This is a genomic window from Micromonospora sp. NPDC049891 (assembly GCF_040660295.1).
Classification (GTDB): domain Bacteria; phylum Actinomycetota; class Actinomycetes; order Mycobacteriales; family Micromonosporaceae; genus Micromonospora.
This window is the reverse complement of the sequence record NZ_JBFAML010000048.1, coordinates 1-23900: the sequence shown is the minus strand read 5'-3', so window position 1 is coordinate 23900 and position 23900 is coordinate 1. Positions and strand designations below refer to the sequence as shown.

Sequence of the window (23900 nt, the reverse complement as noted above, 5' to 3'; positions counted from 1 at the left end):
TCCGCGCGGATCCTGACGAAAACTTCTTGATCAACACCGAGATCGCGTGGGGGTGGGCGCGGGCTAGGGGATGGGGAGGGGGGTGTGGGTGGGGTCGACCCGCTCGGTGGGGGTGGGGGGCTCGGGTGGGGTGCCGGTGCCGAAGGGGCGGCCGCCGAGCGCCTCGCGGTCGTGCGGGGTGAGCCAGTTCGACAGGTCGGGGCCGAGTGGCACCACGCCGGTCGGATTGATGTCCCGGTGCACCTCGTAGTAGTGCCGCTTGATGTGGTCGAAGTCGATGGTGTCACCAAAACCGGGCGTGGTGAACAGATCCCGGGCGTACGCCCACAGCACCGGCATCTCGCTGAGCTTCTGCCGGTTGCACTTGAAGTGGCCGTGGTACACCGGGTCGAAGCGGACAAGCGTGGTGAACAGCCGTACGTCGGCCTCGGTGATCGTGTCGCCGACCAGGTAACGCTGCCCGGCCAGTCGCTCAGTGAGCCAGTCGAGCCGGTCGAACAGCCGCCGGTACGCCCGCTCGTACGCGTCCTGGCTGCCGGCGAAGCCGCAGCGGTAGACGCCGTTGTTGACATCGGCGAAGACCGCCGCGTTCACCTCGTCGATCTCGGCCCGCAGGTGTTCCGGGTACAACTGCGGAGCACCGGGGCGGTGGTACGCGGTCCACTCGGTGGACAGGTCCAGGCTCATCTGGGCGTAGTCGTTCGTCACCACCTGTCCGGTGGGTACGTCCACGAGGGCCGGCACGGTGATGCCCCGGGGATAGTCCGGGTAGCGCGCGAAGTAGGCGTCCTGGATGCGCTCGATGCCGAGCACCGGGTCCCGCCCGTCCGGGTCGAGATCGAAGGTCCAGCTCCGGGCGTCGTGCGTGGGACCGGCGACGCCCATCGAGATGGCGTCCTCCAGGCCGAGCAGCCGGCGCACGATGATCAGACGGTTCGCCCACGGGCAGGCGCGGCTGACCACCAACCGGTAGCGCCCCGGCTCGACCGGATAGCCGTCCCGTCCGTCCGCGGTGATCCGGGTGGTGATGTAGTTCTGGTCCCGCTTGAACTCGCCCGGCTCGACGTACCTGCCGCCGGTGCCCTTGCCGTCCTCGCCCATGTCGCCCCCAGATGTGCCGAGTCGTCCTCGGTCCCATCATGGCGGATCTTCATGTGGTCGGCCCGGCGGGCGGGCGAGACGGCCACGGGCCGCTGCGACCGCCGACGCAGTCAGCGGGAGCGGGGGGTGATCCGGTCGAGCGGGATGTCCATCTCCCACGGGTCGGCCAGCAGGATGCCGTCGCTCATCCGGGCGTGCTCGACGTAGACGCGCTTCACCGGGTCGAGCCGGTGGGCGTGCACCACGATCCCCGCCTCGGTCTCGATCCGCCAGAAGAAGGGAATGTCCGCCTCGGCGTAGAGCGCGGGCTTGAGCACCCGGTCGATGCTGCGCGAACCCTCCGAGACGATCTCCACCACCAGCATGACCTCGTTCGGCAGGTAGGACGAGGGGTTGCGGGCGGCGGCGTCCAGCTCGGTGACCAGCAGATCGGGGATGAGGGACCGGGTGCGGGACATCCGCACCGACACCCCCTGGGTGACGTCGAATTCGGCGGGGCAGGTCTCCTGCAAGGCAGCGCCGAGCAGCATTGCGAGGGATTGGTGCAGTCGCGTGGGGGAGGGCGACGCGATCAGTTGTCCGTCCAGGAGTTCACGGCGGCGGCCGTCGTCGGGCAGGCGGTCGAGGGCGTCCGTCGTCCACTCGCCCGGCGCCGGGTTGTCGTCGTGCAGCGCGGCGGTCATTGACGGGTCCTTTCCGGTGCGTCGTTCTCCCCGCGGCCACCGTACTACCGGCTACCCCCGGGTGGTGGTCGCGCGCGCCGTGCCCACAGGGCAGGATGTTCGGCATGAGCGAGCGCGAGCGAAGCGAGGCGACCGGCCTGCCCGGCAGCGGCCTGGTCAAGGGGCTCGCCGTCACGCTGAAGACGATGACGAAACGCTCCACCACGGCGCAGTACCCGGACGTCGCCCCTGAGCTGCCGCCCCGCTCGCGTGGGGTGATCGCGCTGCTGGAGGAGAACTGCACGGTCTGCATGCTCTGCGCCCGCGAGTGTCCGGACTGGTGCATCTACATCGACTCGCACAAGGAGGAGGTGGCGGTGCCGGGGGCCGCCCGGGCCCGGCAGCGCAACGTGCTCGACCGGTTCGACATCGACTTCTCGCTCTGCATGTACTGCGGGATCTGCATCGAGGTCTGCCCCTTCGACGCGCTCTACTGGTCGCCGGAGTTCGAGTACGCCGAGTACGACATCAAGGACCTGCTGCACGACAAGGACCACCTGGGTGAGTGGATGGCGACGGTGCCGCCGCCCCCGGCCCACGACCCGAACGGCGAGCCGGCCAAGGAGGAGACCGCCGCCGCGCGCAAGGCCGCCGTGCCCAGCGCGCCCGCCGCCCGCCCGACCACCCCGGCGGTACGCCCCGAGCGTCGACCCGCGCCACCCCCCGCCGACGACGAAGGTACGTCCGCGTGACCGGGGTGGACGTGCTGCTGCTCGCCCTCGGCGCGGTGGCGGTCGGCTCGGCGGCGCTTGTGGTGGGCACCCGGCACCTGGTTCGGGCGGGGCTCTACCTGGTCGTCTGCCTCGGCGCGGTGGCCGGCATGTACCTCGTGCTCGCCGCCGAACTGGTTGCCTGGGTGCAGGTGCTGATCTACGTCGGCGCGGTGGTGGTGCTGCTGCTGTTCGCCGTGATGCTGACCCGCGCTCCGATCGGTGCCTCGGACGATCTGGACCGTCCCGGCTGGCCGGCCGCGCTGATCGGCGGTGGGGCCGGGCTCGGGCTGGCGGCGTTGCTTGTCGACGCGTACCGCTGGACGACTGTGGAGCTACCCGAGGCGGGTAACGCCGAGCGCATCGGTGAGCAGGTCTTCAGCAGCTGGGTGCTGCCCTTCGAGGTGCTGTCGGTACTCCTGCTGTCGGCGCTGGTGGGCGCCATCGTGCTGTCCCGCCCCGACATCGGCGCCCCCCGCCCGAAGACCACCGACGCTGCCCGCCCGGAGGCCGCTGACGGGCCCGCCGACCGCGCCGGGGACGATGCCGCGGGCGATCGGGGGCGGTCGCGGTGAGACCTGTCATCCCGTACGTCACCGCCGCGCTGCTGTTCGGTCTCGGCGTGTACGGCGTACTGCGGCGGCGCAACGCGGTGCTGGTGCTGATGGCCGTCGAGCTGATGCTCAACGCGGTGAATCTGATCCTGGTCACCGCCGACACCACGGCCCGGGCGGTGCTGCCGCACGGCGGGCAGGTCTTCGCGCTCTTCGTGATCGTGCTGGCCGCCGCCGAGATCGGGGTGGGACTGGCGATCGTCCTCCAGCTCTACCGGATGCGCGCCAGCGTCGCCGTCGACGAGATTCCCCTGGCCGAACGGCACGCTGGGGAAGCTGGAGGCGACGCCGGGGAACCGGTGTCCGCCACGACGAGCGGCGGGGCGTCCCGGGCCGCCGGAGTCGAACCGGAGGGACTGCGGTGAGCGCCACGACGTTCGGTGCGTTGCTGCCCGCCGTACCGCTGCTCGCCGGCCTGACCGGGTTGCTGCTGCCACCGTCACCGCACGGCGCGACAATCGGCCTGGCGACCGCCCGCCGGGTCGCCGCAGTCCTCGGGGTGGCCGGCGCGGCCGGCGCCCTCGCCCTGGCGGTGGCCCTGCTGGTCACCCTGGACGGCCCGGTCGAGTCCTCGACCACCTGGATCGAGCTGGGCGGGATCACCGTCACCCTCGGGGTACGTCTCGACGGCGCCGCCGCCCTGGTCGCCGTCGCGGTCACCGCTGTCGCCCTGGCCGTGCAGATCTACTCGACCGGCTACCTCCGGCAGGGGCCGCCGGACGAACCCGACCACCGTTACCCGCCGTACGCGGCGCAGGTCAGTCTCTTCACCGCCGCGATGCTGCTGGTGGTGGTCTCCGGGGACCTGATCCTGCTGCTTGTCGGCTGGGAGGTGATGGGGCTCTGCTCGTACCTGCTCATCGCCCACGACCGGCGGCTGCCGGAGGCGCCGGCCGCCGCCATGAAGGCGTTCCTGGTGACCCGGGTCGGCGACGTCGGCTTCCTGCTCGGCATCGCCCTGCTCGGTGTCTCGGCGGGCAGCTTCCGGATCGCCGACGTGCTCGCCCACGACCACGGCAGCGCCACGCTCACCGCGGCCTGCCTGCTGCTGCTCGCCGGAGTGGCCGGCAAGAGCGCCCAGTTCCCCCTGCACACCTGGCTGCCCGACGCGATGGCCGGCCCGACCCCGATCTCCGCGCTGATCCACGCCGCGACGATGGTCGCCGCCGGCGTGTACGCGGTCACCCGGCTGTGGCCGCTCTTCGAGGCCACCCCGACCGCGCTCGTCGTGCTCGGCGTGATGGCCTCGGTGACGCTGCTGCTCGGCGCGCTGGCCGCCACCGCGCAGGACGACATCAAGCGGGTGCTCGCCTGGTCGACGGTCTCGCAGATCGGCTACATGACCGGCGCACTCGCCGTCGGCTCCCCGCCGGCCGCGCTGTTCCACCTGCTCACCCACGCGGCGTTCAAGGCGCTGCTGTTCCTCGCCGCCGGCGCGGTGATCCACGCCGTCGGCACCACGCTGATGTCCCGGATGGGTGGGCTGCGGCACAGCATGCCGGTGACCTTCTGGTGCACGCTTGTCGGGCTCGGCGCGCTGGCCGGCGTACCACCGCTGTCCGGCTTCTGGAGCAAGGAGGGGGTGCTCGCCGCCGCCGAGCAGGCCGCCCTGCACGGCGACGGTCCGGCACCGGCCTGGGTGGGCTGGCTGGTCTGGCTCGCCGGGCTTGTCGGTGTCGCCGTCACCGCCTGGTACGCCACCCGGCTGCTGCTGCGCACCTTCTTCGGTACGCCCCGCACCCCGCTGGCGCACCCGCCGCACGACCCGCCCGCCGTGCTCCGCTGGCCGGTGCTGGCGTTGGCCGTACCGGCGGCCCTGCTCGGCCTGGCCGGCTTCCCGGGCTGGTTCTCCCGCCAACTGCAGTCCACTGCGCCGGTCGGGTCCGACGCAGTCTCGGATCTGCTGCCGTCGGACGGGTTGATCCACCTCACCCCGACAGTGCTGCTGCCGCTGGCACTGCTCGGGCTCGGCGCCGGACTGGCGGGAGTCGGTTGGCGGCGCGGCGACGGCGCCGACCCGGCGACGGCGCTCGGTCCGCTGCGGCCGGTCTTCGCCCGCGCGTTCCGGCTCGACGACGTGCAGCACACCCTTGTCGTACGACCGACGACCGCGGTGGCGCGGATGGCGCGCACCGCCGACGAACGGGTGGTCGACGGTGCGGTGACCGGCACCGGACGCGCCGCCCGTGCCCTCGGCGGCGGCCTGGGCGTCCTGCACCGGGCGGCGCTGCCCCGGGCGGCCGCCGCGGTGCTGGCCGGCGCGCTGCTCATCGGCCTGGCCGCAGCCCTGATCGGAGCGACGGCATGAGCGAGCGTCAGCGAGCGAGTCATCGGGTCAGCGTCTCGGTGCCTCATGCCGACCCGCAGCGCAGCGGAGGAGCGGCATGAGCGCCGGGGAGTTCCTGCTGGTCTCGGTGCTCGCGGTGCCGGCGCTCGGTGCGCTGGCGGTGGCGGCCATGCCCCGCGACCGGGCGGCGCGGATCGTGGGCACCGTGGCCGCCGCGACGACCCTCGTCGCGGCGGTGGCACTTGTCGGCGGGAGAGCGGCCGGCTGGTCGGCGTACGCGCCGCCGGGTGCCGCCGGGGCGGTGCGTCCCTGGCACTCGGTCGACAGGCCCTGGGTGCCGGGGCTGGATTTGCGTTTCCACCTGGGCGTGGACGGCATCTCCTGGCCGCTCGTGGTGCTCACCGCCCTGCTCACCCTGCTCTGTTGCGGCTACAGCCTCTGGCGGGTGCCGGGCGGAGGCGACGGCCGGGCCCTGGTGGCGCTGCTGCTGGTCGTCGAGGTCGGCATCCTCGGCACCTTCCTCGCCCTCGACCTGGTGCTGTTCTTCCTCTTCTTCGAGGTCGTCCTGCTGCCGATGTACGCGATCATCGTCGGTTGGGGAGGCGACGGCACCGACCCGGCGTCGCTCGACGCGCGGCGACGGGCGGGGCGGAAGTTCGCCCTCTACACCCTGTTCGGTTCGGTGCTGCTGCTGGTCGGGGTGTACGTGGTGGTGGCCGCCGCCGGCACCGCCGACATCGTGGCGCTGACCGGCGGCGCCGAGCTGTCCCGCACCACCCAGCTCGCCGCCTTCACCCTGCTCGCGCTGGCCTTCGCGGTGAAGAGTCCGCTGTGGCCGCTGCACTCGTGGCTGCCCGACGCGCACACCCAGGCACCCACGGTCGGCAGCGTGCTGCTCGCCGGGGTGCTGCTCAAGATGGGCACCTACGGTCTGATCCGGGTCGCCGTCGGCGTGGCCCCCGAGGGTGCCCGGTGGGCGGCACCCGTGCTCGGTGTGCTCGCCGTCGCCGCCATCCTGGTCGGCTCCCTGGTCTGCCTGGCCCAGACCGAGCTGAAACGCCTGATCGCCTACTCCAGCGTCGGACACATGGGGTTCGTTCTGCTCGGGGTCGCCACGCTCACCGCCACCGGCATCCAGGCGGCGCTGATCGGCAACGTCGCCCACGGCATCATCACGGGTCTGCTGTTCTTCCTGGCCGGGGCGATCAAGGACCGTACCCACACCGGCGCGTTGAGCGAGCTGTCCGGGCTGCGGGAGACCGCACCACGCCTGTCCGGGTTGCTCGCCTTCGCGGCGGTCGCCTCGCTGGGGCTGCCCGGGCTGGCCGGCTTCTGGGGCGAAGCGTTCGCCGTGGTCGCCGCCGTCGAGTCCGGTGGCGCGCTGTGGACCACGCTGGCGGTGCTGGCCGCGATCGGCGGGGCGCTCACGGCGGCGTACCTGCTGCGGCTGTTGCGGCGGGTGACCCACGGCGAGCCCACCCCGGCGGTCGCCGCGCTCAGCCCCGGGCTGGCCGGGGCCGAACTGGTCGCCTGGGCGCCGCTGGTGCTGCTCGCGCTGGCCGTCGGGCTGGCCCCGACGCTCGTGCTGGGCGTCGCCGAAGCCCCGGTCGAGGCCCTGGTGGGAGTGCTGCGATGACCGAGCGCAGCGAGCGAGTCATTCGGCTCAGTGCGGTGGTGCCTCATCGCGGCGCCGAACGTAGCGAGGTGGCGCGATGAGCGAGCCGAGTCTGGTGCAGGCCGTCGACCACGTGGCTCTGCTGCCGGCGTACCTGGCCGCCGGGACGGCGGTGCTGGTGCTGTTGGTGGACCTGCTGCTGGCCCGACCGCTGGCCACCGTGGTCACGGCGGCCAGCGGGGCGGTCGCCACCGCGGTCGGCGCGGCGGCGGTCGGTTCCGGGGCCGAACGACGTACCTTCTGCGTCGGCTCCGACTGCTCGTACGTCTTCGGCGGCCGGGCCGCCCTGGTCGCCGCGCTGGTGGCGCTGCTCGTCCTCGGGGTACTGGCGCTGTCCGGGCCGCTGCTGCGGGCCGGGAACACCCCGGTGGGGGAGTACTGCTTCCTGCTCGCCTGCTCGATGACCGGCGGCGTGGTGCTCGGCGCGGCCGGTGACCTGATCACCCTGATCGTGGCGGTGGAGGTGCTCACCCTGCCGCTGTACGTGCTGGTCGGGCTGCGCCGGGGCAGTCTGGCCAGTGCCGAGGCGGCGGTGACCTTCTTCGTGGTCAGTGTGGTCGCCACCACGCTGACCCTGCTCGGTGCCGCGCTGCTCTACGCGGTCACCGGCGGGCTGCACCTGGAACGGCTGGGTATCCTTCTCGCCGACGAGGCGCTGCTCGACCTGCCGTTGACCACCGTCGCGGTGACGCTTGTGGTGGCGGGACTGGCGTTCAAGGTGGCGGCGGTGCCGTTCCACGCCTGGGCGCCGGCCACCTACGACGGGGCGCCGCTGCCGGTGGCCGCGTACCTGTCGACCGCGTCGAAGCTCGGCGGGGTGATCGCCCTGCTGGCGGTGGTGCGGCACGCGCTGCCGCCCGAGGTGACCGGACCGGTGCTCGCAGTGGTCGCCGTGCTGACCATGACCGTCGGCAACCTGGTGGCGCTGCGTCAGCGGCGTACCGTGCGGTTGCTCGCCTGGTCCTCGGTGGCGCAGGCCGGCTACATCCTCGCCCCGCTCGGCGCGCTGGCGCTGACCGCCGACGCGGACACCCGCACCGCCGCGTACGCCGCCGCTCTGGCGTACGCCGTCTTCTTCGTGCTGTTGGAACTGGCCGCCTTCGCCGGTGTGGTGGCTCTGCGCCCGGCCGGCGCGGACGGTGGCAGCCTCGACGACCTGCGCGGTGCGGCCCGCCGGCACCCGTGGGTCGGTGCCGGGCTGGCGTTCGCGCTGATCGGCCTCGCCGGCCTGCCACCCGGACTGGCCGGACTCTTCGCCAAGGTGACTGTGGTCCGGTCGCTGCTCGGTGGCGGCGCGGGCTGGCTCGCCCTGGTGGTGGCGGTCAACGCGGTCATCGGCCTGGCCTACTACCTGCGCGCCGCCGCGCTGCTCTACGCCCCGGTCGGTGACGTCACGGCCCCCGTCGTCCGGCCGGCCCGCGCGGTGGCCGTGGCGCTGGCGGTGGCGACGGTGGTGGCCTTGGCCGTCGGTTTCGCGCCGCAGGTCGTGCTCGATCTCGCCGGAAGCTGAACCTGGGCTGTCAACGTGCCATTCCCGCAGGTGAACGTCGCTCAGGTAACTCTCAGTCATGAGACGGATGGTTGACGGGTACCAGTGTGTTGTACCGGTCAGCGGATCCAGGCATCCGTGCACCGAAGGAGTGATCGTGCACCACAACCGTCTGAAGACCGCCGCGCTGCTCGGCCTGCTCACCTCGCTGATCCTGGCGGTGGGCTACTGGTTCGGCGGCAGCGGCGGCCTGGTCATCGCCGTACTCGTGTCGCTGGTGATGAACGGCGTCACGTACTTCTACTCCGACAAGTTGGCACTCCGCTCGATGCGGGCGCAACCGGTGAGTGAGGCCCAGTTCCCCGAGCTCTACCACATGGTTCGGGAGTTGGCCGCCGAGGCCCGGCAGCCCATGCCCCGGCTCTACGTGAGCCCGACCGCCCAGCCCAACGCGTTCGCCACCGGGCGCAACCCGCAGAACGCGGCCGTCTGCGTCACCCAGGGCATCGTCGAACTGCTCGACTACCGCGAGCTGCGGGGCGTCATCGGCCACGAGCTGTCGCACGTCTACAACCGGGACATCCTCATCTCCAGCGTCGCCGCCGGCCTGGCCGGCATCATCACCATGCTGGCGAACCTCGCCCTGTTCATCCCGCTGGGCGGCAACAGCGACGAGGACGGCCCGAACCCGCTGGTCCTGTTGCTCACCATCATCCTGGGGCCGATCGCCGCCACCGTCATCCAACTGGCGATCAGCCGCAGCCGCGAGTTCCAGGCGGACGCCTCGGGTGCCGAACTCACCCGGGACCCGCTGGCGCTGGCCAGTGCCCTACGGAAGATCCACATGGGTGCCCAGCGGCGGCCGCTGCCGGCCGAGGGCCAGCTCACCAGCACCGCGCACCTCATGATCGCCAACCCGTTCCGGGGTGGCGGGGTGGCCGCCCTGTTCGCCACCCACCCGCCGATGGAGCAGCGTGTCGCCCGGCTCGAGCAACTGGCGACCCAGATGGGTCCGGTGCGCCACCAGCGCTGATCCGCCGGGGTCGGCGTCGACCACCTGGCGCGGTACCCGACCGCCGCCGGCCCGTCTGGTCCGGTGCGCGACCGGCGCCGGCCGAGCTGGTCTGCTGCGCTACCGCCGCTGCCCGATCGACACTTTCGCCGCCCGCGCCCGCCGTCCGGCGCGGGCGGCGTCGTCCCGGGCCGAAGGCGGCGCGAGTTGCGGTATGTCGGCCGCTCTGGGCCGCCCGATCGGGCAGATTGCGGCATCCCGGGAGCGGGGCGCAGCCGTGCGGCCACCGCACTCGACCCTCGCCGTCCGGCTCGCCGGCAGGGTGCCCGGCGTCCGGCGCCCGTCGTCCGGCGCCCGGCGTCGGGTGGGCGGGTGCCGGGTGAGCGCCGCCACAGGCCCGGACCGGCTCGTCGGTCGGGCGCGGGACGTTAGGGTCTAACCGAGTCTCGCTCATTACATCTCATGGAGGTCCGTTGTGGCTGGGCTGCGCCGGTATCTGGCTGTCTGGCAGATCCCGGGCGCACCGACCCTGCTGATCACCGGCATCATCGGACGCCTCGGGATCGGCATGACGCCGCTGGCGCTGCTGCTGGTCGTCGAGGGGGTGACCGGACGCTACTCGTTGGCGGCCGTGGCTGGCGGCTGCTACGCCCTCTTCGGCGCGGCCCTGAGCCCGGTGGCCGGCCGGATCGCCGACCGGATCGGTCCCACCCCGGTGCTGCTCGGCACCGCGATCGCCCACCCCCTCGCCCTGATCGGGCTGCTCTGGGCGGCCCGCGCCGACGCCGTTCCCTTTGCGCTGGTCCTGATCGCCTCGGCGGTGGCCGGTGGGACGTTCCCGCCGATGACCGCCGCGATCCGGGGCGCCTGGAACGATCTGACCAGCTTCGACTCCGGCCGGTACCACCTGCGCAACACCGCGCTCGCCGCCGAAACCACCCTGTTCGAGATCGTCTTCGTGCTCGGCCCGTTGCTGGTGGCCGGGTTCGTGCTGGTCGCCGACGCCGGCGCGGCGCTCATCGGTGCCGCGGTGGTGACCCTGATCGGCACCCTGTCGGTGGCGCTCGGTCAGGCCATGCGCGGCTGGCGCCCGCACTCCCGGGAACACCACGCCCGTGGCCTCGGCCCGCTACGGGTCGCCGGCTTCCCGGCGCTGCTGCTCTGCGTGGCCAGCATCGGCATCGCCTTCGGGGCGGCCGGGGTGACAGTACCGGCGTTCGCCACCCGCTACAGCCCGGACGACCCGAACAGCCTCGCCGGCGTGCTGCTGGCCGTGTGGGGGGTCGGCAGCGCCATCGGCGGGTTCTGGTTCGGCGTCCGCCGGCCGGCACGCAACATGACCCGCCTGTTCGCCTGGCTGCTCGCCGGGCTCGCCGGCAGCTTCGCCGTCTTCGCCGTGATGCCCACGCCGGTCGCGCTGGGTGCCGCCCTGCTGGTCGGTGGAGCCGTCATCGCTCCCGCGCTGACCCTGGAGAACACCCTGGTCGGGCGGATCTCGCCAACCGGCATGCTGAACGAGGCGTACACCTGGGTGGTGACCATGTCGGTCGGTGCGAGCGCGGTCGGCGGCGCGGTTTCCGGTCTGATCGTCGACCATGCCGGCGGCGTGCCCTGGGCCTTCCTGTTCGCCGGGGCGGCGGTCGCCGTCGGGGCGGCGGTCGCCGCGCTACCCGCCGGCCCCATCGCCCGCGCGGAGGCCACCGCCGTGCGGACCGAGCAGCCCGCCGCGGCCTGACCCGACTCATCGTGGGTACGACGGCCAGATGTTCCTCTTCTTCTCCAACCGGATCGGCTGCCTGGGCTCGGTTCTGGTCAGCGCGATCCTGACGGTGGTTCTGCTCCTGATCTTCACCCGTTGATCGGGCGCCCGAAGACGTGCTCCGCGCGGTGGACCCGCCCGAGACGACGCTGGTGACCTGGCGGCGGTCCTCCGGGACCAACTCGGGCCCGGCGCGGCTGCTCCTCGTCCTGCTCGACGCGCTGAACCGCGGCGAGCTCATCCGACGGTCGGGGCCGGCCCGGCCGGCGGCGGAAAGCCGGTTTCCCCGGCCGGCGGTGGGCGGTAGCCTCGCGCGCCGAGGAGGCGAGCATGCAACTGACCGTGCTGGGCCCGACCCACCCGGCCGTCGTGGCGAGCTGGGCTACCTCTCCGGAGGAGAGTCGCCGCTGGTGCTCACGCGACCGGGTGACATCGGAGGACGTCACGCGCTGGGGCGCCGAGCCCGACGTGCTCGCGTACCTCGCGCTCGTCGACGGAGAACCGGTCGGGTACGGCGAGCTGTGGCTCGACGAGGACGAGGCCGAGGTGGAGTTGGCCCGCCTGATCGTGGCCCCGGCGCACCGTGGCCGGGGCGTGGGCCGCCGGATGGTCACCCTGCTCACCACCCTGGCCCGGGAGCATCAGCCGGCGGTGCTGATGCGGTCGCACCCCGACAACACTCCGGCCCTGCGGTGCTACACCGCCGCCGGCTTCGAACCGGTGCCGTCGGAGCAGGCGGATGAGTGGAACCAGGCCCAACCCGTGCCGTACGTCTGGCTGCGACACCGGCCCGACGACTGAACCACGAGCGAAGTCGGCGGAGGTGGCCGGCTCAGCGGTAGTTGGTGAACTGGAGGGCCACGCCGAAGTCCTCGGCCTTCAGCAGCGCGATGACCGCCTGAAGGTCGTCCCGCTTCTTGCCGGTGACGCGCAACTGGTCACCCTGGATCTGGGCCTGGACGCCCTTGGGGCCCTCGTCGCGGATCTTCTTGCTGATCGCCTTCGCCTTGTCCTGGTCGATGCCCTGGATCACCTTGGCGTCGATCTTGAAGATCTTGCCCGAGGGGCGCGGGTCGCCCGCGTCCAGCGACTTCAGCGAGATGTTCCGCTTGATCAGCTTCTCCTTGAACACCTCCAGCGCGGCCCGGACCCGCTCCTCGGTCTCCGCCTGGAGGCTGATCGCCTCCTCGCCGGACCAGGAGATCGCGGCCCCGGTGCCCCGAAAGTCGAACCGCGTCCCGAGCTCCTTCTCCGCCTGCCGGAGGGCGTTGTCGACCTCCTGGCGATCGACCTTGCTCACGATGTCGAACGACGGGTTCGCTGCCATACTCATGCTCCTGCTGTCGGGCTGGTTTGTGATCCTTTGGCCCTGGTTGCCCAGGGGTGCGACTCCCTGACGGTACCCGGTTGCGGCAGCAGCGGGTGGAGCCGCTATCCTTGCTTCCGCCGCCGCGCCACGGTGCGGTGGTACGCCCTGGCGGGTTGCCCGAGCGGCCAATGGGAGCGGACTGTAAATCCGTCGCGAAAGCTACAGAGGTTCGAATCCTCTACCCGCCACCAGGTGCGACAACGGCCCCTGACCAGCAGAGATGCTGATCGGGGGCCGTTGTCGTTCAGCTAGCTCGGTCGGGCCGAGGTCACCGGGCCGAGCAGACATTCGAAAGCCCGCCAAACGACTCGCAGGACGTGTGGTCGACACCGGCGGACGAAGATCCATTCGATGTTCCTCTATGCCCGGCGGGCAGTGGAATGGTCCTCTTCTCCGCCGAGGTGCGGGCCGCGCTTCGGCCCCTGCGGTGACACATCGTCGCGGCGGTTTGCGCCGAGCCCTCGGCCACGGGTGCCGGTTGGTCGACATACGTCCCTGTTGCCGTCGGTGTCGGGTGTCCGCCAACTTCGTGACTGGTTGACCGTTGACCAGTGGCCGTGTAGCGGCAAGAGTGGATAGGGCGGCGTTCAGGCGGCTCACCGGTTCGCGAGTTCCGACCGGTAATCCCTGATCGCGAGGCTTGTCGTTTTGTGCATCCACCGAGGGGTGGCTGTGACGTGAGTGGCCCTGGGATCAGCCGACGACGGCAAGATCGCACGTACGGGGGCTGGGGCATGCCCGATCGTCCGCTTTCCCGGCTGCTCGGGCTGTGGCACGATCGGCGTGCCCGTCGCTACACCCCCCGCAGGCAGGAGTACTCCCGATGTCTCGTCGAAGGAGTGATCGTGTGCTTGCCGCAATCGCGGCAACCACCATGCTCGCTGCGGTGAGTGCCGCCCTGGTCGGATTCGGCGATGTGCAGCTCATCGGCATCGAGTGGGGCAACGCACCGCTCACCGCCAACGGGATCGAATGGGGCGCTCCCGCACCTGGCGACGCGGTCGCGTCAATCGCACGCTGACCAGTAGGCACTCGGCGAACCTGTGAGGGGGCCCTCGCGTGCCGGTTAGAGGGGCACCACGCCGCCCTATCGCGTCCGCCTGGCTGATCACCGCACCCCTCGCGGCGTTGGCCGTGGCCAGCACCGCAATCCTGGTCTTCTCCGCCGACTTCGGTGAGCGGGATCTGTTCCTGGCGGCGCTCCTACTGGTGGTCATGGTCGTCGCGGGCGTGCCGACCTTGAGCTTCGTCGTACGCCGGCAGGCCGTTGTCGTCACCCTCACCGAGATACCGCTGGTCCTCGCGTTCTACAGCCTCAGCCCGCTGCTGGTCGTGATGATCGCTACCGTCGCAGCGATCATCACGCAGGCGTACCGCCGCTACCCGCCACCGAAGCTCTGGTTCAACGTGGCGAGGGACGCCGCCGGCGTCTCGGTCGCAGGGCTGGTCGTGGCCGCGGCTCTGCCGTTCGACGGAGTCGGCCCTGGCACCTGGGCGGTCCTGTTCGTCGCCATCACGGCGAACAGCCTGATCAGCCTGGCTGCGGTGGTTGGTGTGATCACCCTGCTGCAGGGCTGGCAGGGCTCCCGGGAGACGGCGGGTACGGCCGTCCAGGTCTTCCTCACCGCCGCGCTCAATCTCGCGGTCGGCCTGCTGATCCTCATCACCCTGGCCAGCACCCTGTGGTCGATCCTGCTGCTGGGGGCGATCACCATCGCGGGCGCCCTGCTCTACCGGTCCTACTCGCGCTTCCTTCGGCAGCACCGCACGCTCGGCGACATGTACGAACTGACCCGGGCGATGGCCAGTGCCGGTGCGGAGGGGAGCCTCGCCGACATCCTGCTGGGCCGGATCCGGGCGCTGATGCAGGCCGAGTACGCCACGCTGTGGTTGCCGGCCCAGGGCCGCCACCCGGAGGTGTTGCTCACTGCCCGGTTGGACGACCAGGGTCTGCTGGACGTGGCGCAGACCCCCGCGCTGATCCGGCAGCGCACGCTGGAATCCGGCCAGACGCTGGCGTCCGGGCGGCTGCTCGGTGGTGACCTGGAACTACGACGTGAACTGGCCCGTCGGCAGGTCAAGGACGTCATCGCCGTACCGCTGCGCTCCGGGCAGGTGGTCATCGGCACGATCGAGGTGGTGAACCGCCTCAGCGACGTGGGGAACTTCGCCCCGGCCGACGTTCCCGTCTTCGAGACGGTCGCCGCGCACGCCGCCGTCGCGCTGGAGAATTCCCGCCTGGTCGACCGGCTGCGGCACGACGCGTACCACGATGCGCTCACGAAACTGCCCAACCGTCGCCGCATCCTCGGTGCCCTGGCCGAAGCGGTCCGGATCCGGGCTCCGGGTGAGGTGGTCGCGCTGCTGCTCTTCGACGTCGACCGGCTGCGCCAGGTGAACGAGGCGCTCGGCCACGCCGCGGGGGACAAGGTCCTGGTCGAGGTCGCCGACCGGCTACGTGGCTGCGTGCCGTCGGCCGCGCTGGTCGGGCGGGCCGGTGGCGACGAGTTCCTGGTGACCCTGCGGCTGGAGAGCGCCGAGGCGGCAGTGGAGCTCGCCGGCCAGTTGCGGGAACAGATCCGCGACGAGATGGTCTTCGACTCGCTCACGCTGGACGTGGACACCGCGGTCGGGGTGGTCGTACACCCGGATCACGGCGACGCCCCGGCGACGCTGCTGCAACGGGTGGACGTGGCCGCGACGGCGGCCAAGGCGGTTCCGGGCAGCGTGCAGCTGTACACGCCGGCGTTGGAGTCGCGGTCGCTGCACCGGCTGGGCCTCGCCGGGGACCTGCGCAACGCTCTCGACAACGGCGAGCTGGAGGTCTACTACCAGCCCAAGGTGACGCTGCGGGACCGGCGGCTCATCGGGGTCGAGTGCCTGGCCCGTTGGGAGCATCCGACGCACGGCTCGGTCACTCCGGCGGACTTCGTCGCCGTGGCCGAGCACACCGGCCAGCTCGGACGGCTCACCGAATTCGTGCTTCGGGAGGGGCTGCGGCACAGCCGGGACTGGGCGCACGGCGGCCAGTCCCTCGCCGTCGCGGTCAACCTCTCCGCGCGTACGCTCACCGACCAGCACTTCCCCGAGCAGGTTCGGGAACTGCTCGAGGAGTACGGCGTCCCGGCGCAGCTGCTGACCCTGGAGATTCCGGAGGCCGGCGTGCTGGACGGCACCGAGCGTCCGATCCCGACTCTGCGCCGGCTGCGGGACCTGGGCGTACGGCTCTCGGTGGACGACTTCGGCACCGGTAGCTCCTCGCTGGCCCACCTGCGCCGCCTGCCGGTGCACGAGGTGAAGGTCGATCACTCCTTCGTCCAGGGCATGGCCACCGATCCGGGTGACCTGGCGATCGTCAACGCCGTGGTCACCCTCTCCCAGCAGTTCGGGCTCACAGTGGTGGCCGAGGGGGTGGAGAGCGAGCTGACCCTGGAGCTGCTCCAGGACATCGGGTGCGAGGTCGGCCAGGGTTTCCTGTTCAGCCGCCCGCTGCCGTTCGAGCGTCTGGAGGCGTGGTTCGGCGCTCAGATCGACCCGGAGTCGATCTCCAGCAGCGAGCTTCCGAGGCTCCGCGTGGTGCCCTGAGCTGGGCGTACGGCGTCCCTGGGGATCCGATTTCACCAGCAGGGTGGGGCCGTGTACTCTTACCTCTGCGCGGGCACCGAGTGATCGCGCAGGCCCCCTTAGCTCAGTCGGCAGAGCGTCTCCATGGTAAGGAGAAGGTCTACGGTTCGATTCCGTAAGGGGGCTCAGAGGGTCCGGCTGGGCCCACCGCGGCGGTGTAGCTCAGATGGCAGAGCAAGCGGCTCATAATCGCTGTGTCGCCGGTTCAAGTCCGGCCACCGCTACTCTCGTCCGCCCCGGAGGATCTCCGGTGGTCGGTGGGACGGGCGCCACAGGCGCCCGCTTTGCGTGTCCGACCAGGTGGCGCGTAGTCTTTAGCGCCGTAGTTGTATCCGTTAGCGAGGAAGGCACTCCGCCGTGGCGAAGGCGACCGATGTCCGGCCGAAGATCACTTTGGCGTGTGTGGAGTGCAAGGAGCGCAACTACATCACGCGCAAGAACCGTCGTAACGACCCGGACCGCATCGAGCTGAAGAAGTTCTGCCCCCGGGACGGGCGGCACACCCTGCACCGCGAGACGCGCTGAACCCGGCCGGGCCGATGCCCGGCTCCGCACGTGTCACGATCGCCGGTCCGGACGGACGGCGCGGCCTGAGCCGTCGCCGACCGCTCGGATCGGCGTTCGCGCTTTGCGTGTAGGTTCGCGGCATGCCCCTGGACCAGTCCTTCGTCGGCCGGACCTATCCGCCGACCGCCCCCTATCAGGTGGGCCGCGAGAAGATCCGTGAGTTCGCGACGGCGATCGGCGCCACCGATCCCGCCCACCACGACCCGGAGGCCGCCCGCGCGCTGGGCCACCCGGACGTGGTCGCGCCGCCGACGTTTCCGGTTGTGATCACCATGGCCGCCAGTCGTCAGCTGATCGAGGACCCGGCGCTCGGTATCGACTACAGCCGGGTGGTCCACGGCGACCAGCGGTTCGCGTACACCCGGCCGGTGGTGGCCGGCGACGAGCTGGTCTGTGTCAACACCGTGGAGGACATCACCAGCCGTGGCGGTCACGAGTTCCTGACCACCCGGACCGACGTCAGCACGACCGCCGGCGAGTCGGTGGTCGCGGTCTGGTCCAAGCTCGTCGTACGCGGGGAGGCCTGACGTGGAACTGCCCACCCAGACGTTCCGGGTGACCCGGGCGGACCTGGTCCACTACGCCGGGGCCTCGGGCGACTTCAACCCGATCCACTGGAGTGACCGGTTCGCCACCAAGGTGGGCCTGCCCGGGGTGATCGCCCACGGCATGTTCACCATGGCGCTCGTCGGTCGGGCGGTCACCACCTGGGCCGGCTCGCCCGACGCGGTGGTCGACTTCGGCGTGCGGTTCACCCGCCCGGTGGTGGTCCCCGACGACGACGCCGGCACCGAGATCGTGGTGACCGCTGTGGTCCGGGAAGTGACCGAGGCGGGTCTGACCAGGCTGGACGTGACCGCCACCTGCCACGGTGAGAAGGTGCTGTCGCAGGCGCGGGCCACCGTGCGCCGGGCCGGCTGACCGGCACCGGGCGGCGCGTCGGGTAGACCGGTTGGGAAAGTCGGGTCGGTACCCGTACACTGGTCCGCCGTGGGGCAAGTGACCCCTGCCTGGTCGTGTGACCGGGTGGGGCGAGCGTTGCCGCACAGGGGTGTAGCTCAATTGGCAGAGCAGCGGTCTCCAAAACCGCAGGCTGCAGGTTCAAGTCCTGTCACCCCTGCGCCTCAGGCCTGACCGTTCCGTGGGTCGCGCCGCCTTCTGGTGGCGTCCGGCCCGTGGTGGTGGCATCGGCGGGGAGGTTCCGAGGCATCGGGCCCACCCGGTTGATCCGCCGGCCGCGGCCCGTCCCGGGACGGTTGGTCCGGCCGGCGTGACCAAACGCCGCGCACGCGCACCGCGTGCGACACCGACATCCCGCGACGGAGGGCGAAGTGGCCGACAACAAGCGGCGCGGCGAGGACGCCGACGACGAGCGCCTGAACGACGAGGTCGTCAACGAAAGCGCCGAGGACGACGCCACCGACGCGGACGAGCCGGTTTCGCGGGGTGGCACCGCCACCCGCTCGCGGGCCGTGGCGGACTCCGCCGACGGCCGCAAGACGCGTACCGACGCCGACAAGGTGGGCCTGTTCGGCCGCATCGCGCGTTTCATCCGCGAGGTCGTGGCCGAACTGCGTAAGGTCATCTGGCCGACCCGCAAGGAACTGCTGACCTACACGGCGGTGGTGATCGCGTTCGTCGCGGTGATGCTGACGATCGTGGCCGTCCTCGACTACGGCTTCGCCAAGGGCGTGTTGTGGGTCTTCGGCAACCCCAGCTGACCGGCTGACACGTGCGATAGTGACGGAAGTGAGCAAGCGTGCCTGAGTACGACGAGACCGCCGAGACCCCGGACGAGCAGTCCACGGTGGCGACGGCGGCTGGTGACGAGTCGGTCGAGGCCGCCAACGAGCCGGAGTTCGCCATGACCGAGCCCGCTCCCGAGGAGGACTTCGACCCGGTCGCGGAGCTGCGGCAGAAGCTGCGCTACGCGCCGGGCGACTGGTACGTGGTGCACTCGTACGCCGGTTACGAGAACAAGGTCAAGACCAACCTCGAGACCCGGATCACGTCCCTCGACATGGAGGACTACATCTACCAGGTCGAGGTGCCGACCCGGGAAGAGGTCGAGGTCAAGAACGGCAAGCGTTCCCAGGTGCAGGCCAAGGTCTTCCCCGGCTACATCCTCGTCCGGATGGAGCTGACCGCGGAGTCCTACTCCTGTGTTCGGAACACTCCCGGGGTCACCGGCTTCGTCGGCGCCACGGACCGGGCCGACCGCCCGGCACCGCTGAGCCTCGACGAGGTGCTCAAGTGGCTGGCGCCGGCCGTCGAGACCGAGCAGAAGAAGGCCAAGCCGGAGGTCAAGGTCCTCGACTTCGAGGTCGGCGACTCGGTCACGGTCACCGACGGTGCCTTCGCCTCGCTGCCGGCCACGATCAGCGAGATCAACGCCGACCAGCAGAAGCTGAAGGTGCTGGTGTCGATCTTCGGCCGGGAGACGCCGGTGGAGCTGAACTTCAACCAGGTCGCCAAGATCTGATTCGTCGGCTGCCGGCGGCGGGCAACCGCCGCCGGTCGTCGTTCGTCCGGTTCACCCGCCCGGGTCAACCTCCGTGGCTGCCGGGATCCAGGTCTGCGCTACCCTAGAACGTCGCCGCCGTCGCATGCGCGCTGACCGTGCGCGCCCCGACGGCGGTGTCGTGTGAACCTTTCCCAGTTCCAAGCCCCAGGAAGAGACATGCCTCCGAAGAAGAAGCTCGTCAAGACGTTCACGCTTCAGCTGCCGGCGGGCCAGGCCACTCCGGCACCGCCGGTTGGTCCCGCGCTCGGTCAGCACGGCGTGAACATCATGGAGTTCTGCAAGTCGTACAACGCGCAGACCGAGTCGCAGCGGGGCGACATCGTCCCCGCCGAGATCAGCGTGTACGAGGATCGCTCCTTCACCTTCGTGCTGAAGACCCCGCCCGCCGCCCGGCTGCTGATCAAGGCCGCCGGTGTGCAGAAGGGCTCGGGCGTCCCGCACACGCAGAAGGTCGGTTCGGTGACCCGCGCCCAGCTGCGGGAGATCGCCGAGAAGAAGATGGCCGACCTCAACGCCAACGACCTCGACCAGGCTGAGAAGATCATCGCCGGCACCGCCCGGTCGATGGGCCTGAACGTCACCGACTGACGTCGGCCACCACCGACCCGTACGGATCGTGGGAGGGCGCGCGAGCACCGCGGCCCGCCAGAGACCACAGGAGCAGACAGAACATGCAGCGCAGCAAGAGCTACCGCAAGGCCGCCGAGGCCATCGACCGGTCGAAGCTCTACACCCCCGTCGAGGCCGTCAAGCTGGCCAAGGAGAGCACCGCCGTCAAGTTCGACGCCACGGTCGAGGTCGCGATGCGCCTCGGCGTCGACCCCCGCAAGGCGGACCAGATGGTCCGCGGCACGGTCAACCTGCCGCACGGCACCGGTAAGACCGCCCGCGTGATCGTCTTCGCCGCCGGCGCGAAGGCCGAGGAGGCCGTCGCCGCCGGTGCCGACGAGGTTGGCACCGACGAGCTGGTCGCCCGGATCCAGGGTGGCTGGCTGGACTTCGACGCGGCGATCGCCACGCCCGACCAGATGGCCAAGATCGGCCGGATCGCGCGGATCCTGGGCCCGCGCGGTCTGATGCCGAACCCGAAGACCGGCACGGTGACCATGGACGTCACCAAGGCCGTCTCGGACATCAAGGGCGGCAAGATCACCTTCCGGGTGGACAAGCACTCGAACCTGCACCTGATCATCGGAAAGGCCTCGTTCTCCGAGGCCCAGCTGGTCGACAACTACGCGGCCGTCCTCGACGAGGTGCTGCGCGCCAAGCCGTCGGCCGCGAAGGGCAAGTACCTCAAGAAGGTCACCCTCACCACCACGATGGGGCCGGGCGTACCGGTCGACCCGAACGTGGTGAAGAACCTGCAGGAGGGCTCGGCCGACAGCTGAGCACGACGCACCGACGCGGCCCCGCCACTCGTGGCGGGGCCGCGTTCGTCTGTCCGGTGTGGCAGGCTCGCGGCATGTGGCTGGAGGACGTCGGGCTGCGGTACAACCGGCGCGGGCCGTGGGTGCTGCGGCAGGTGACGGTACGCGTCGCGGCGGGCGAGGCGGTGGTGGTGCTCGGCCGCAACGGTGCCGGCAAGTCGACCCTGCTCCAGCTCGCGGCCGGAGTGCTGCGGCCGTCCCGGGGCCGGGTGCTCGACCGGCCGTCGGTGGTGGGCTGGGTGCCGGAGCGTTTTCCGGCCGACCAGCCGTTCACCGTCGACGGTTACCTCACCTCGATGGCCCGGGTCGCCGGGCTGTCCCCGGGCGAGGCGGACCGGACGGTGCGGCGCTGGCTCGACCGGCTGGGGCTCGGTCCGTTCCGCACGGCCCGGCTTTCCCAGCTGTCGAAGGGCACCGCCCAGAAGGTCGGTCTGGCCCAGGCCCTGCTGCGTCCGCCCGGCCTGCTCGTCCTCGACGAGCCCTGGGAGGGCCTGGATGCCGCAGCGCGCGAGCTGGTCCCGCAACTTGTCGACGAGGTGCTGACCGACGGCGGATCGGTGCTGGTCAGCGACCACCGCGGGGAGACGGTCCGGCTGCCCGGCGCGCGGGAGTGGACGGTGGCCGACGCGGCAGTGGTCGAGCGGGCCCCGTCGGACGAGGCGGCGGTCGCGGTGGTCGAGCTGGAGGTCCCGGTCGGGCAGTTGCCGGCCACCGTCGCCCGCCTGCGCGCCGAGGGCCACCACGTCCTGCGGGTACGCGGCCAGGGCGCACCACCCGAGGCCACCCGGCCGGGGGCGGGACCGCCGTCCGAGGTGGCCCGGTGACCGCCCTGGTCCGGTTCCGGCTGGCCGGCTTCCTGCGTACCGGACGGGCGCTGGCACCGGTCCTGGCCGGCCTGCTCACCCTCGGCATCCTGTACGGCGGCGGTCGGGCCCAGCCCGCCGAGGCCTATGGCGTGTCGGCCGTGGTGCTCTTTCCCGTGCTGGCCTGGCAGACCAAGATCCTGCTGGACGTGGAGCCGGACGTGCAGCGCCGGCTGGCCCTGGTCGCGGTGGGCCCGGCGCGGGAGCAGGCGGCCGGCCTGGCCGCCGCGGCGGTGGCCGGCCTCGGTCTGGTGATGATCGCCCTGGTCTTCCCCTGGCTGGTCGGTGGGGTGACCGGTCCGAGCCTGCCCGGTGAGCGGTCGGTCCCCGCAGGTGTGACGCTCGGTCTCTGGGCGCATCTGCTCGCCCTGCCGGCGGCCGTGGCCCTGGGCGCGCTGGCCAGCCGGGTGATCACCCGCAGCGCCGGATACGGTGTGGCGGTGCTCACCCTCGGCGCGGTCGGCGCACTGGTGTTCGGCTTCTCGAAGTCGATAGCACCGTGGCTGGCGCCGCCGCTGCTACCCACCGCCAGGGCGCTTGTCGGACCGCTGCCCTGGTCGACCGCGCTGCTGCTGACGGGGTGGGCGCTGGCCTGGGCGGCGGTGGTGCTGACCGGCTACGCCCGGGCCCGCTCCCGGCGCGCCTAGGGCCGAGCCGCGCCGCGACTTCGCGACGTTCCTGGCTCCGCCGCGGCGATCGGCCGGCAGGTGGCGGCCGTCGCCGGCCGCGCGCACCGGGGGCGATTTGGCGGTCACCACAGGTGTCGCGTAGCCTGATGGGCGAAGTTCCACCCAGAGACCGCTGGTCACCGTGCCTAGGCACGGTCGAAGGTCCCGCGAAGACGGGCGACCCGCGCAGGGCGGTAAGCGACATCGGCAGCATCCTGTGGTCCGCCGACCACCTGATTGCGCCGTCCTCGCCCCGTGCGCCCTGCGCCGGGGCTTTTCTGTTGCCGCGTTACCTCCGCCCCGTCACAGGCGCTCGCCTGTGACGGTGACCAGCCTCGAGCAACGAGAGAGGAGGGACATGGCGGACAAGCCGATCCGGGCCGACAAGGCCACGGCCGTCGCAGAGCTGACCGAGAGCTTCCGGAGCGCGGGTGCCACCGTGCTGACCGAGTACCGCGGTCTGACGGTTTCCCAGCTCACCCAGCTGCGGCGCTCGCTCGGCAAGGAGACCAGCTACACGGTCGCCAAGAACACGCTGGCCAAGCGTGCCGCGGCGGACGCGGGCATCTCCGGCCTCGACGAGCTGTTCACCGGTCCTACCGCGCTGACTTTCGTTTCGGGCGACGTCGTCGAGGCGGCGAAGGGCCTTCGCGACTTCGCGAAGGCCAACCCGAAGCTCGTCATCAAGGGCGGCGTCTTCGAGGGCAAGGCCATTTCCGCGGCCGAGGTCACGAAGCTCGCCGACCTGGAGTCCCGCGAGGTGCTGCTGGCCAAGCTGGCCGGCGCGATGAAGGGCAACCTGAGCAAGGCCGCGGCCCTGTTCCAGGCCCCGCTGTCGAAGACCGCCCGCCTGGCGGCCGCCCTGCAGGACAAGCGCGAGAAGGAAGGCGCCGAGGCGGCCTGAGACCGCGCCGGCGCACCACGTTCTTAGTATGAACCATTAGGAAAGGACGCCAGACATGGCGAAGCTCAGCACCGACGAGCTGCTCGACGCGTTCAAGGAGATGACGCTGATCGAGCTCTCCGAGTTCGTGAAGCAGTTCGAGGAGACCTTCGAGGTCACCGCCGCCGCTCCGGCCGCGATGATGATGGCCGGCCCGGCTGCCGGTGGCGCCGCCGCCGAGGCCGAGCCGGAGAAGGACGAGTTCGACGTCATCCTTGACGCCGACGGTGGCAAGAAGATCCAGGTCATCAAGGTCGTGCGCGAGCTGACCGGCCTGGGCCTCAAGGAGGCCAAGGACCTGGTCGAGGCCGCCCCGAAGCCGGTCCTGGAGAAGGTCAACAAGGAGGCCGCGGACAAGGCCAAGGCCAAGCTCGAGGGCGAGGGCGCCAAGGTCACCCTCAAGTGACCTGAGCACCACCTGGCCGTCCCGGCTCGGCTGAGCCGGGACACACCACCTTCGGCGAGGTGCGGGCGGCGAGCCAGTACATGATCCCGGTGGGGATGAAGAAGAGCTGGAAGGCGGCCAGCCCGACGGCGTAGTTCAGC

At 71.3% G+C, this 23900-nt stretch carries 25 protein-coding genes and 4 tRNA genes; 26 read left to right on the top strand and 3 right to left on the bottom strand.

The genetic code is table 11. The annotated features are described in order from the left end of the window. Positions 1 to 63: 63 nt before the first annotated feature. Positions 64 to 1101, bottom strand: coding sequence for a glutathione S-transferase C-terminal domain-containing protein (locus AB0I71_RS31480; RefSeq protein WP_357590876.1), 1038 nt, complete (start codon positions 1099 to 1101; stop codon positions 64 to 66). A 110-nt stretch (positions 1102 to 1211) separates the two neighbouring features. Then, positions 1212 to 1784, bottom strand: a complete 573-nt coding sequence (locus AB0I71_RS31475) for a Uma2 family endonuclease (protein ID WP_357590874.1) — start codon at positions 1782 to 1784, stop codon at positions 1212 to 1214. A gap of 95 nt (positions 1785 to 1879) precedes the next feature. On the opposite strand from AB0I71_RS31475, the gene AB0I71_RS31470 reads away from it, so the two are divergent. From AB0I71_RS31470 to AB0I71_RS31430, 9 genes are all read left to right on the top strand, one after another. After that, positions 1880 to 2515 (top strand): NADH-quinone oxidoreductase subunit I, encoded by a 636-nt coding sequence (locus tag AB0I71_RS31470; RefSeq protein WP_357590872.1) that lies wholly within the window; start codon positions 1880 to 1882, stop codon positions 2513 to 2515. Next, a complete protein-coding gene (locus AB0I71_RS31465) occupies positions 2512 to 3108 on the top strand; it encodes an NADH-quinone oxidoreductase subunit J (RefSeq protein ID WP_357590870.1) in 597 nt (198 codons plus the stop codon). Before AB0I71_RS31470 ends, AB0I71_RS31465 begins: the two co-directional genes overlap by 4 nt. Continuing rightward, positions 3105 to 3512 (top strand): NADH-quinone oxidoreductase subunit NuoK, encoded by a 408-nt coding sequence (gene nuoK, locus AB0I71_RS31460; protein ID WP_357590868.1) that lies wholly within the window; start codon positions 3105 to 3107, stop codon positions 3510 to 3512. The genes AB0I71_RS31465 and nuoK overlap by 4 nt, the downstream gene beginning before the upstream one ends. After that, on the top strand, positions 3509 to 5455 hold the full coding sequence (locus AB0I71_RS31455) for an NADH-quinone oxidoreductase subunit L (RefSeq protein ID WP_357590866.1): 1947 nt from the start codon (positions 3509 to 3511) through the stop codon (positions 5453 to 5455). Before nuoK ends, AB0I71_RS31455 begins: the two co-directional genes overlap by 4 nt. 76 nt (positions 5456 to 5531) lie before the next feature. Further along, positions 5532 to 7070, top strand: a complete 1539-nt coding sequence (locus AB0I71_RS31450) for an NADH-quinone oxidoreductase subunit M (RefSeq protein ID WP_357590864.1) — start codon at positions 5532 to 5534, stop codon at positions 7068 to 7070. 76 nt (positions 7071 to 7146) lie between these two features. Further along, the gene (locus tag AB0I71_RS31445) at positions 7147 to 8619 is read left to right on the top strand and encodes a proton-conducting transporter membrane subunit (protein WP_357590862.1); all 1473 of its coding nucleotides are present in this window, start codon (positions 7147 to 7149) and stop codon (positions 8617 to 8619) included. A 136-nt stretch (positions 8620 to 8755) separates the two neighbouring features. Further along, positions 8756 to 9631, top strand: a complete 876-nt coding sequence (htpX, locus tag AB0I71_RS31440; protein WP_357590860.1) for a zinc metalloprotease HtpX — start codon at positions 8756 to 8758, stop codon at positions 9629 to 9631. Between the two features lie 454 nt (positions 9632 to 10085). Beyond that, positions 10086 to 11345 (top strand): MFS transporter, encoded by a 1260-nt coding sequence (locus AB0I71_RS31435; protein WP_357590859.1) that lies wholly within the window; start codon positions 10086 to 10088, stop codon positions 11343 to 11345. A gap of 354 nt (positions 11346 to 11699) precedes the next feature. Next, the gene (locus AB0I71_RS31430; protein WP_357590856.1) at positions 11700 to 12170 is read left to right on the top strand and encodes a GNAT family N-acetyltransferase; all 471 of its coding nucleotides are present in this window, start codon (positions 11700 to 11702) and stop codon (positions 12168 to 12170) included. Positions 12171 to 12201: 31 nt separating this feature from the next. Here AB0I71_RS31430 and AB0I71_RS31425 read toward each other — a convergent pair whose 3' ends face one another. Further along, positions 12202 to 12696, bottom strand: a complete 495-nt coding sequence (locus AB0I71_RS31425; protein WP_357590854.1) for a YajQ family cyclic di-GMP-binding protein — start codon at positions 12694 to 12696, stop codon at positions 12202 to 12204. Between the two features lie 149 nt (positions 12697 to 12845). On the opposite strand from AB0I71_RS31425, the gene AB0I71_RS31420 reads away from it, so the two are divergent. The 17 genes from AB0I71_RS31420 (at position 12846) to rplL (ending at position 23760) form a co-directional block, all read left to right on the top strand. Next, positions 12846 to 12929: transfer RNA gene (locus tag AB0I71_RS31420), tRNA-Tyr, on the top strand. A gap of 656 nt (positions 12930 to 13585) precedes the next feature. Next, complete coding sequence (locus AB0I71_RS31415; protein ID WP_357590852.1) at positions 13586 to 13759, top strand: hypothetical protein; 174 nt, start codon at positions 13586 to 13588, stop codon at positions 13757 to 13759. A 38-nt stretch (positions 13760 to 13797) separates the two neighbouring features. Beyond that, complete coding sequence (locus AB0I71_RS31410; RefSeq protein WP_357590850.1) at positions 13798 to 16323, top strand: bifunctional diguanylate cyclase/phosphodiesterase; 2526 nt, start codon at positions 13798 to 13800, stop codon at positions 16321 to 16323. A gap of 92 nt (positions 16324 to 16415) precedes the next feature. After that, positions 16416 to 16488, top strand: a tRNA-Thr gene (locus tag AB0I71_RS31405). A 25-nt stretch (positions 16489 to 16513) separates the two neighbouring features. Beyond that, a tRNA-Met gene (locus tag AB0I71_RS31400) sits at positions 16514 to 16586 on the top strand. A gap of 133 nt (positions 16587 to 16719) precedes the next feature. Then, a complete protein-coding gene (gene rpmG / locus AB0I71_RS31395) occupies positions 16720 to 16887 on the top strand; it encodes a 50S ribosomal protein L33 (protein WP_093403583.1) in 168 nt (55 codons plus the stop codon). 122 nt (positions 16888 to 17009) lie between these two features. Then, a complete protein-coding gene (locus AB0I71_RS31390; RefSeq protein WP_357590848.1) occupies positions 17010 to 17456 on the top strand; it encodes a MaoC family dehydratase N-terminal domain-containing protein in 447 nt (148 codons plus the stop codon). A gap of 1 nt (position 17457) precedes the next feature. After that, positions 17458 to 17850: a MaoC family dehydratase gene (locus tag AB0I71_RS31385; RefSeq protein ID WP_357590846.1), complete on the top strand. Its 393-nt coding sequence runs from the start codon at positions 17458 to 17460 to the stop codon at positions 17848 to 17850. A 126-nt stretch (positions 17851 to 17976) separates the two neighbouring features. Then, a tRNA-Trp gene (locus AB0I71_RS31380) sits at positions 17977 to 18049 on the top strand. A 211-nt stretch (positions 18050 to 18260) separates the two neighbouring features. Next, the gene (secE, locus tag AB0I71_RS31375; RefSeq protein ID WP_357590844.1) at positions 18261 to 18650 is read left to right on the top strand and encodes a preprotein translocase subunit SecE; all 390 of its coding nucleotides are present in this window, start codon (positions 18261 to 18263) and stop codon (positions 18648 to 18650) included. Positions 18651 to 18688: 38 nt separating this feature from the next. After that, positions 18689 to 19411, top strand: a complete 723-nt coding sequence (nusG, locus tag AB0I71_RS31370) for a transcription termination/antitermination protein NusG (protein WP_357590842.1) — start codon at positions 18689 to 18691, stop codon at positions 19409 to 19411. Between the two features lie 198 nt (positions 19412 to 19609). Beyond that, complete coding sequence (gene rplK / locus AB0I71_RS31365; protein ID WP_093403591.1) at positions 19610 to 20041, top strand: 50S ribosomal protein L11; 432 nt, start codon at positions 19610 to 19612, stop codon at positions 20039 to 20041. 83 nt (positions 20042 to 20124) lie between these two features. After that, positions 20125 to 20841 (top strand): 50S ribosomal protein L1, encoded by a 717-nt coding sequence (gene rplA, locus AB0I71_RS31360; protein WP_357590840.1) that lies wholly within the window; start codon positions 20125 to 20127, stop codon positions 20839 to 20841. Between the two features lie 74 nt (positions 20842 to 20915). Then, positions 20916 to 21704, top strand: coding sequence for an ABC transporter ATP-binding protein (locus tag AB0I71_RS31355; protein ID WP_357590837.1), 789 nt, complete (start codon positions 20916 to 20918; stop codon positions 21702 to 21704). Further along, positions 21701 to 22390 (top strand): hypothetical protein, encoded by a 690-nt coding sequence (locus AB0I71_RS31350; protein ID WP_357590835.1) that lies wholly within the window; start codon positions 21701 to 21703, stop codon positions 22388 to 22390. Before AB0I71_RS31355 ends, AB0I71_RS31350 begins: the two co-directional genes overlap by 4 nt. Before the next feature lie 379 nt (positions 22391 to 22769). Next, positions 22770 to 23315, top strand: a complete 546-nt coding sequence (gene rplJ / locus AB0I71_RS31345; protein WP_013735964.1) for a 50S ribosomal protein L10 — start codon at positions 22770 to 22772, stop codon at positions 23313 to 23315. Positions 23316 to 23370: 55 nt separating this feature from the next. Next, entirely contained in the window at positions 23371 to 23760 is a 390-nt protein-coding gene (gene rplL, locus AB0I71_RS31340) for a 50S ribosomal protein L7/L12 (RefSeq protein ID WP_357590833.1), read from the top strand. The last annotated feature ends 140 nt before the right edge of the window (positions 23761 to 23900 follow it).

Bases quoted from the DNA above. Each gene is read 5' to 3' on its own strand.
- rplA (WP_357590840.1), top strand. From the start codon at position 20,125: ATGCAGCGCAGCAAGAGCTACCGCAAGGCCGCCGAGGCCATCGACCGG.
- AB0I71_RS31355 (WP_357590837.1), top strand. From the start codon at position 20,916: ATGTGGCTGGAGGACGTCGGGCTGCGGTACAACCGGCGCGGGCCGTGG.
- AB0I71_RS31425 (WP_357590854.1), bottom strand. From the start codon at position 12,696: ATGGCAGCGAACCCGTCGTTCGACATCGTGAGCAAGGTCGATCGCCAG.
- rplK (WP_093403591.1), top strand. From the start codon at position 19,610: ATGCCTCCGAAGAAGAAGCTCGTCAAGACGTTCACGCTTCAGCTGCCG.
- AB0I71_RS31480 (WP_357590876.1), bottom strand. From the start codon at position 1,101: ATGGGCGAGGACGGCAAGGGCACCGGCGGCAGGTACGTCGAGCCGGGC.
- rplL (WP_357590833.1), top strand. From the start codon at position 23,371: ATGGCGAAGCTCAGCACCGACGAGCTGCTCGACGCGTTCAAGGAGATG.
- AB0I71_RS31430 (WP_357590856.1), top strand. From the start codon at position 11,700: ATGCAACTGACCGTGCTGGGCCCGACCCACCCGGCCGTCGTGGCGAGC.
- AB0I71_RS31450 (WP_357590864.1), top strand. From the start codon at position 5,532: ATGAGCGCCGGGGAGTTCCTGCTGGTCTCGGTGCTCGCGGTGCCGGCG.
- AB0I71_RS31390 (WP_357590848.1), top strand. From the start codon at position 17,010: ATGCCCCTGGACCAGTCCTTCGTCGGCCGGACCTATCCGCCGACCGCC.
- rplJ (WP_013735964.1), top strand. From the start codon at position 22,770: ATGGCGGACAAGCCGATCCGGGCCGACAAGGCCACGGCCGTCGCAGAG.
- AB0I71_RS31445 (WP_357590862.1), top strand. From the start codon at position 7,147: ATGAGCGAGCCGAGTCTGGTGCAGGCCGTCGACCACGTGGCTCTGCTG.
- AB0I71_RS31470 (WP_357590872.1), top strand. From the start codon at position 1,880: ATGTTCGGCATGAGCGAGCGCGAGCGAAGCGAGGCGACCGGCCTGCCC.
- AB0I71_RS31475 (WP_357590874.1), bottom strand. From the start codon at position 1,784: ATGACCGCCGCGCTGCACGACGACAACCCGGCGCCGGGCGAGTGGACG.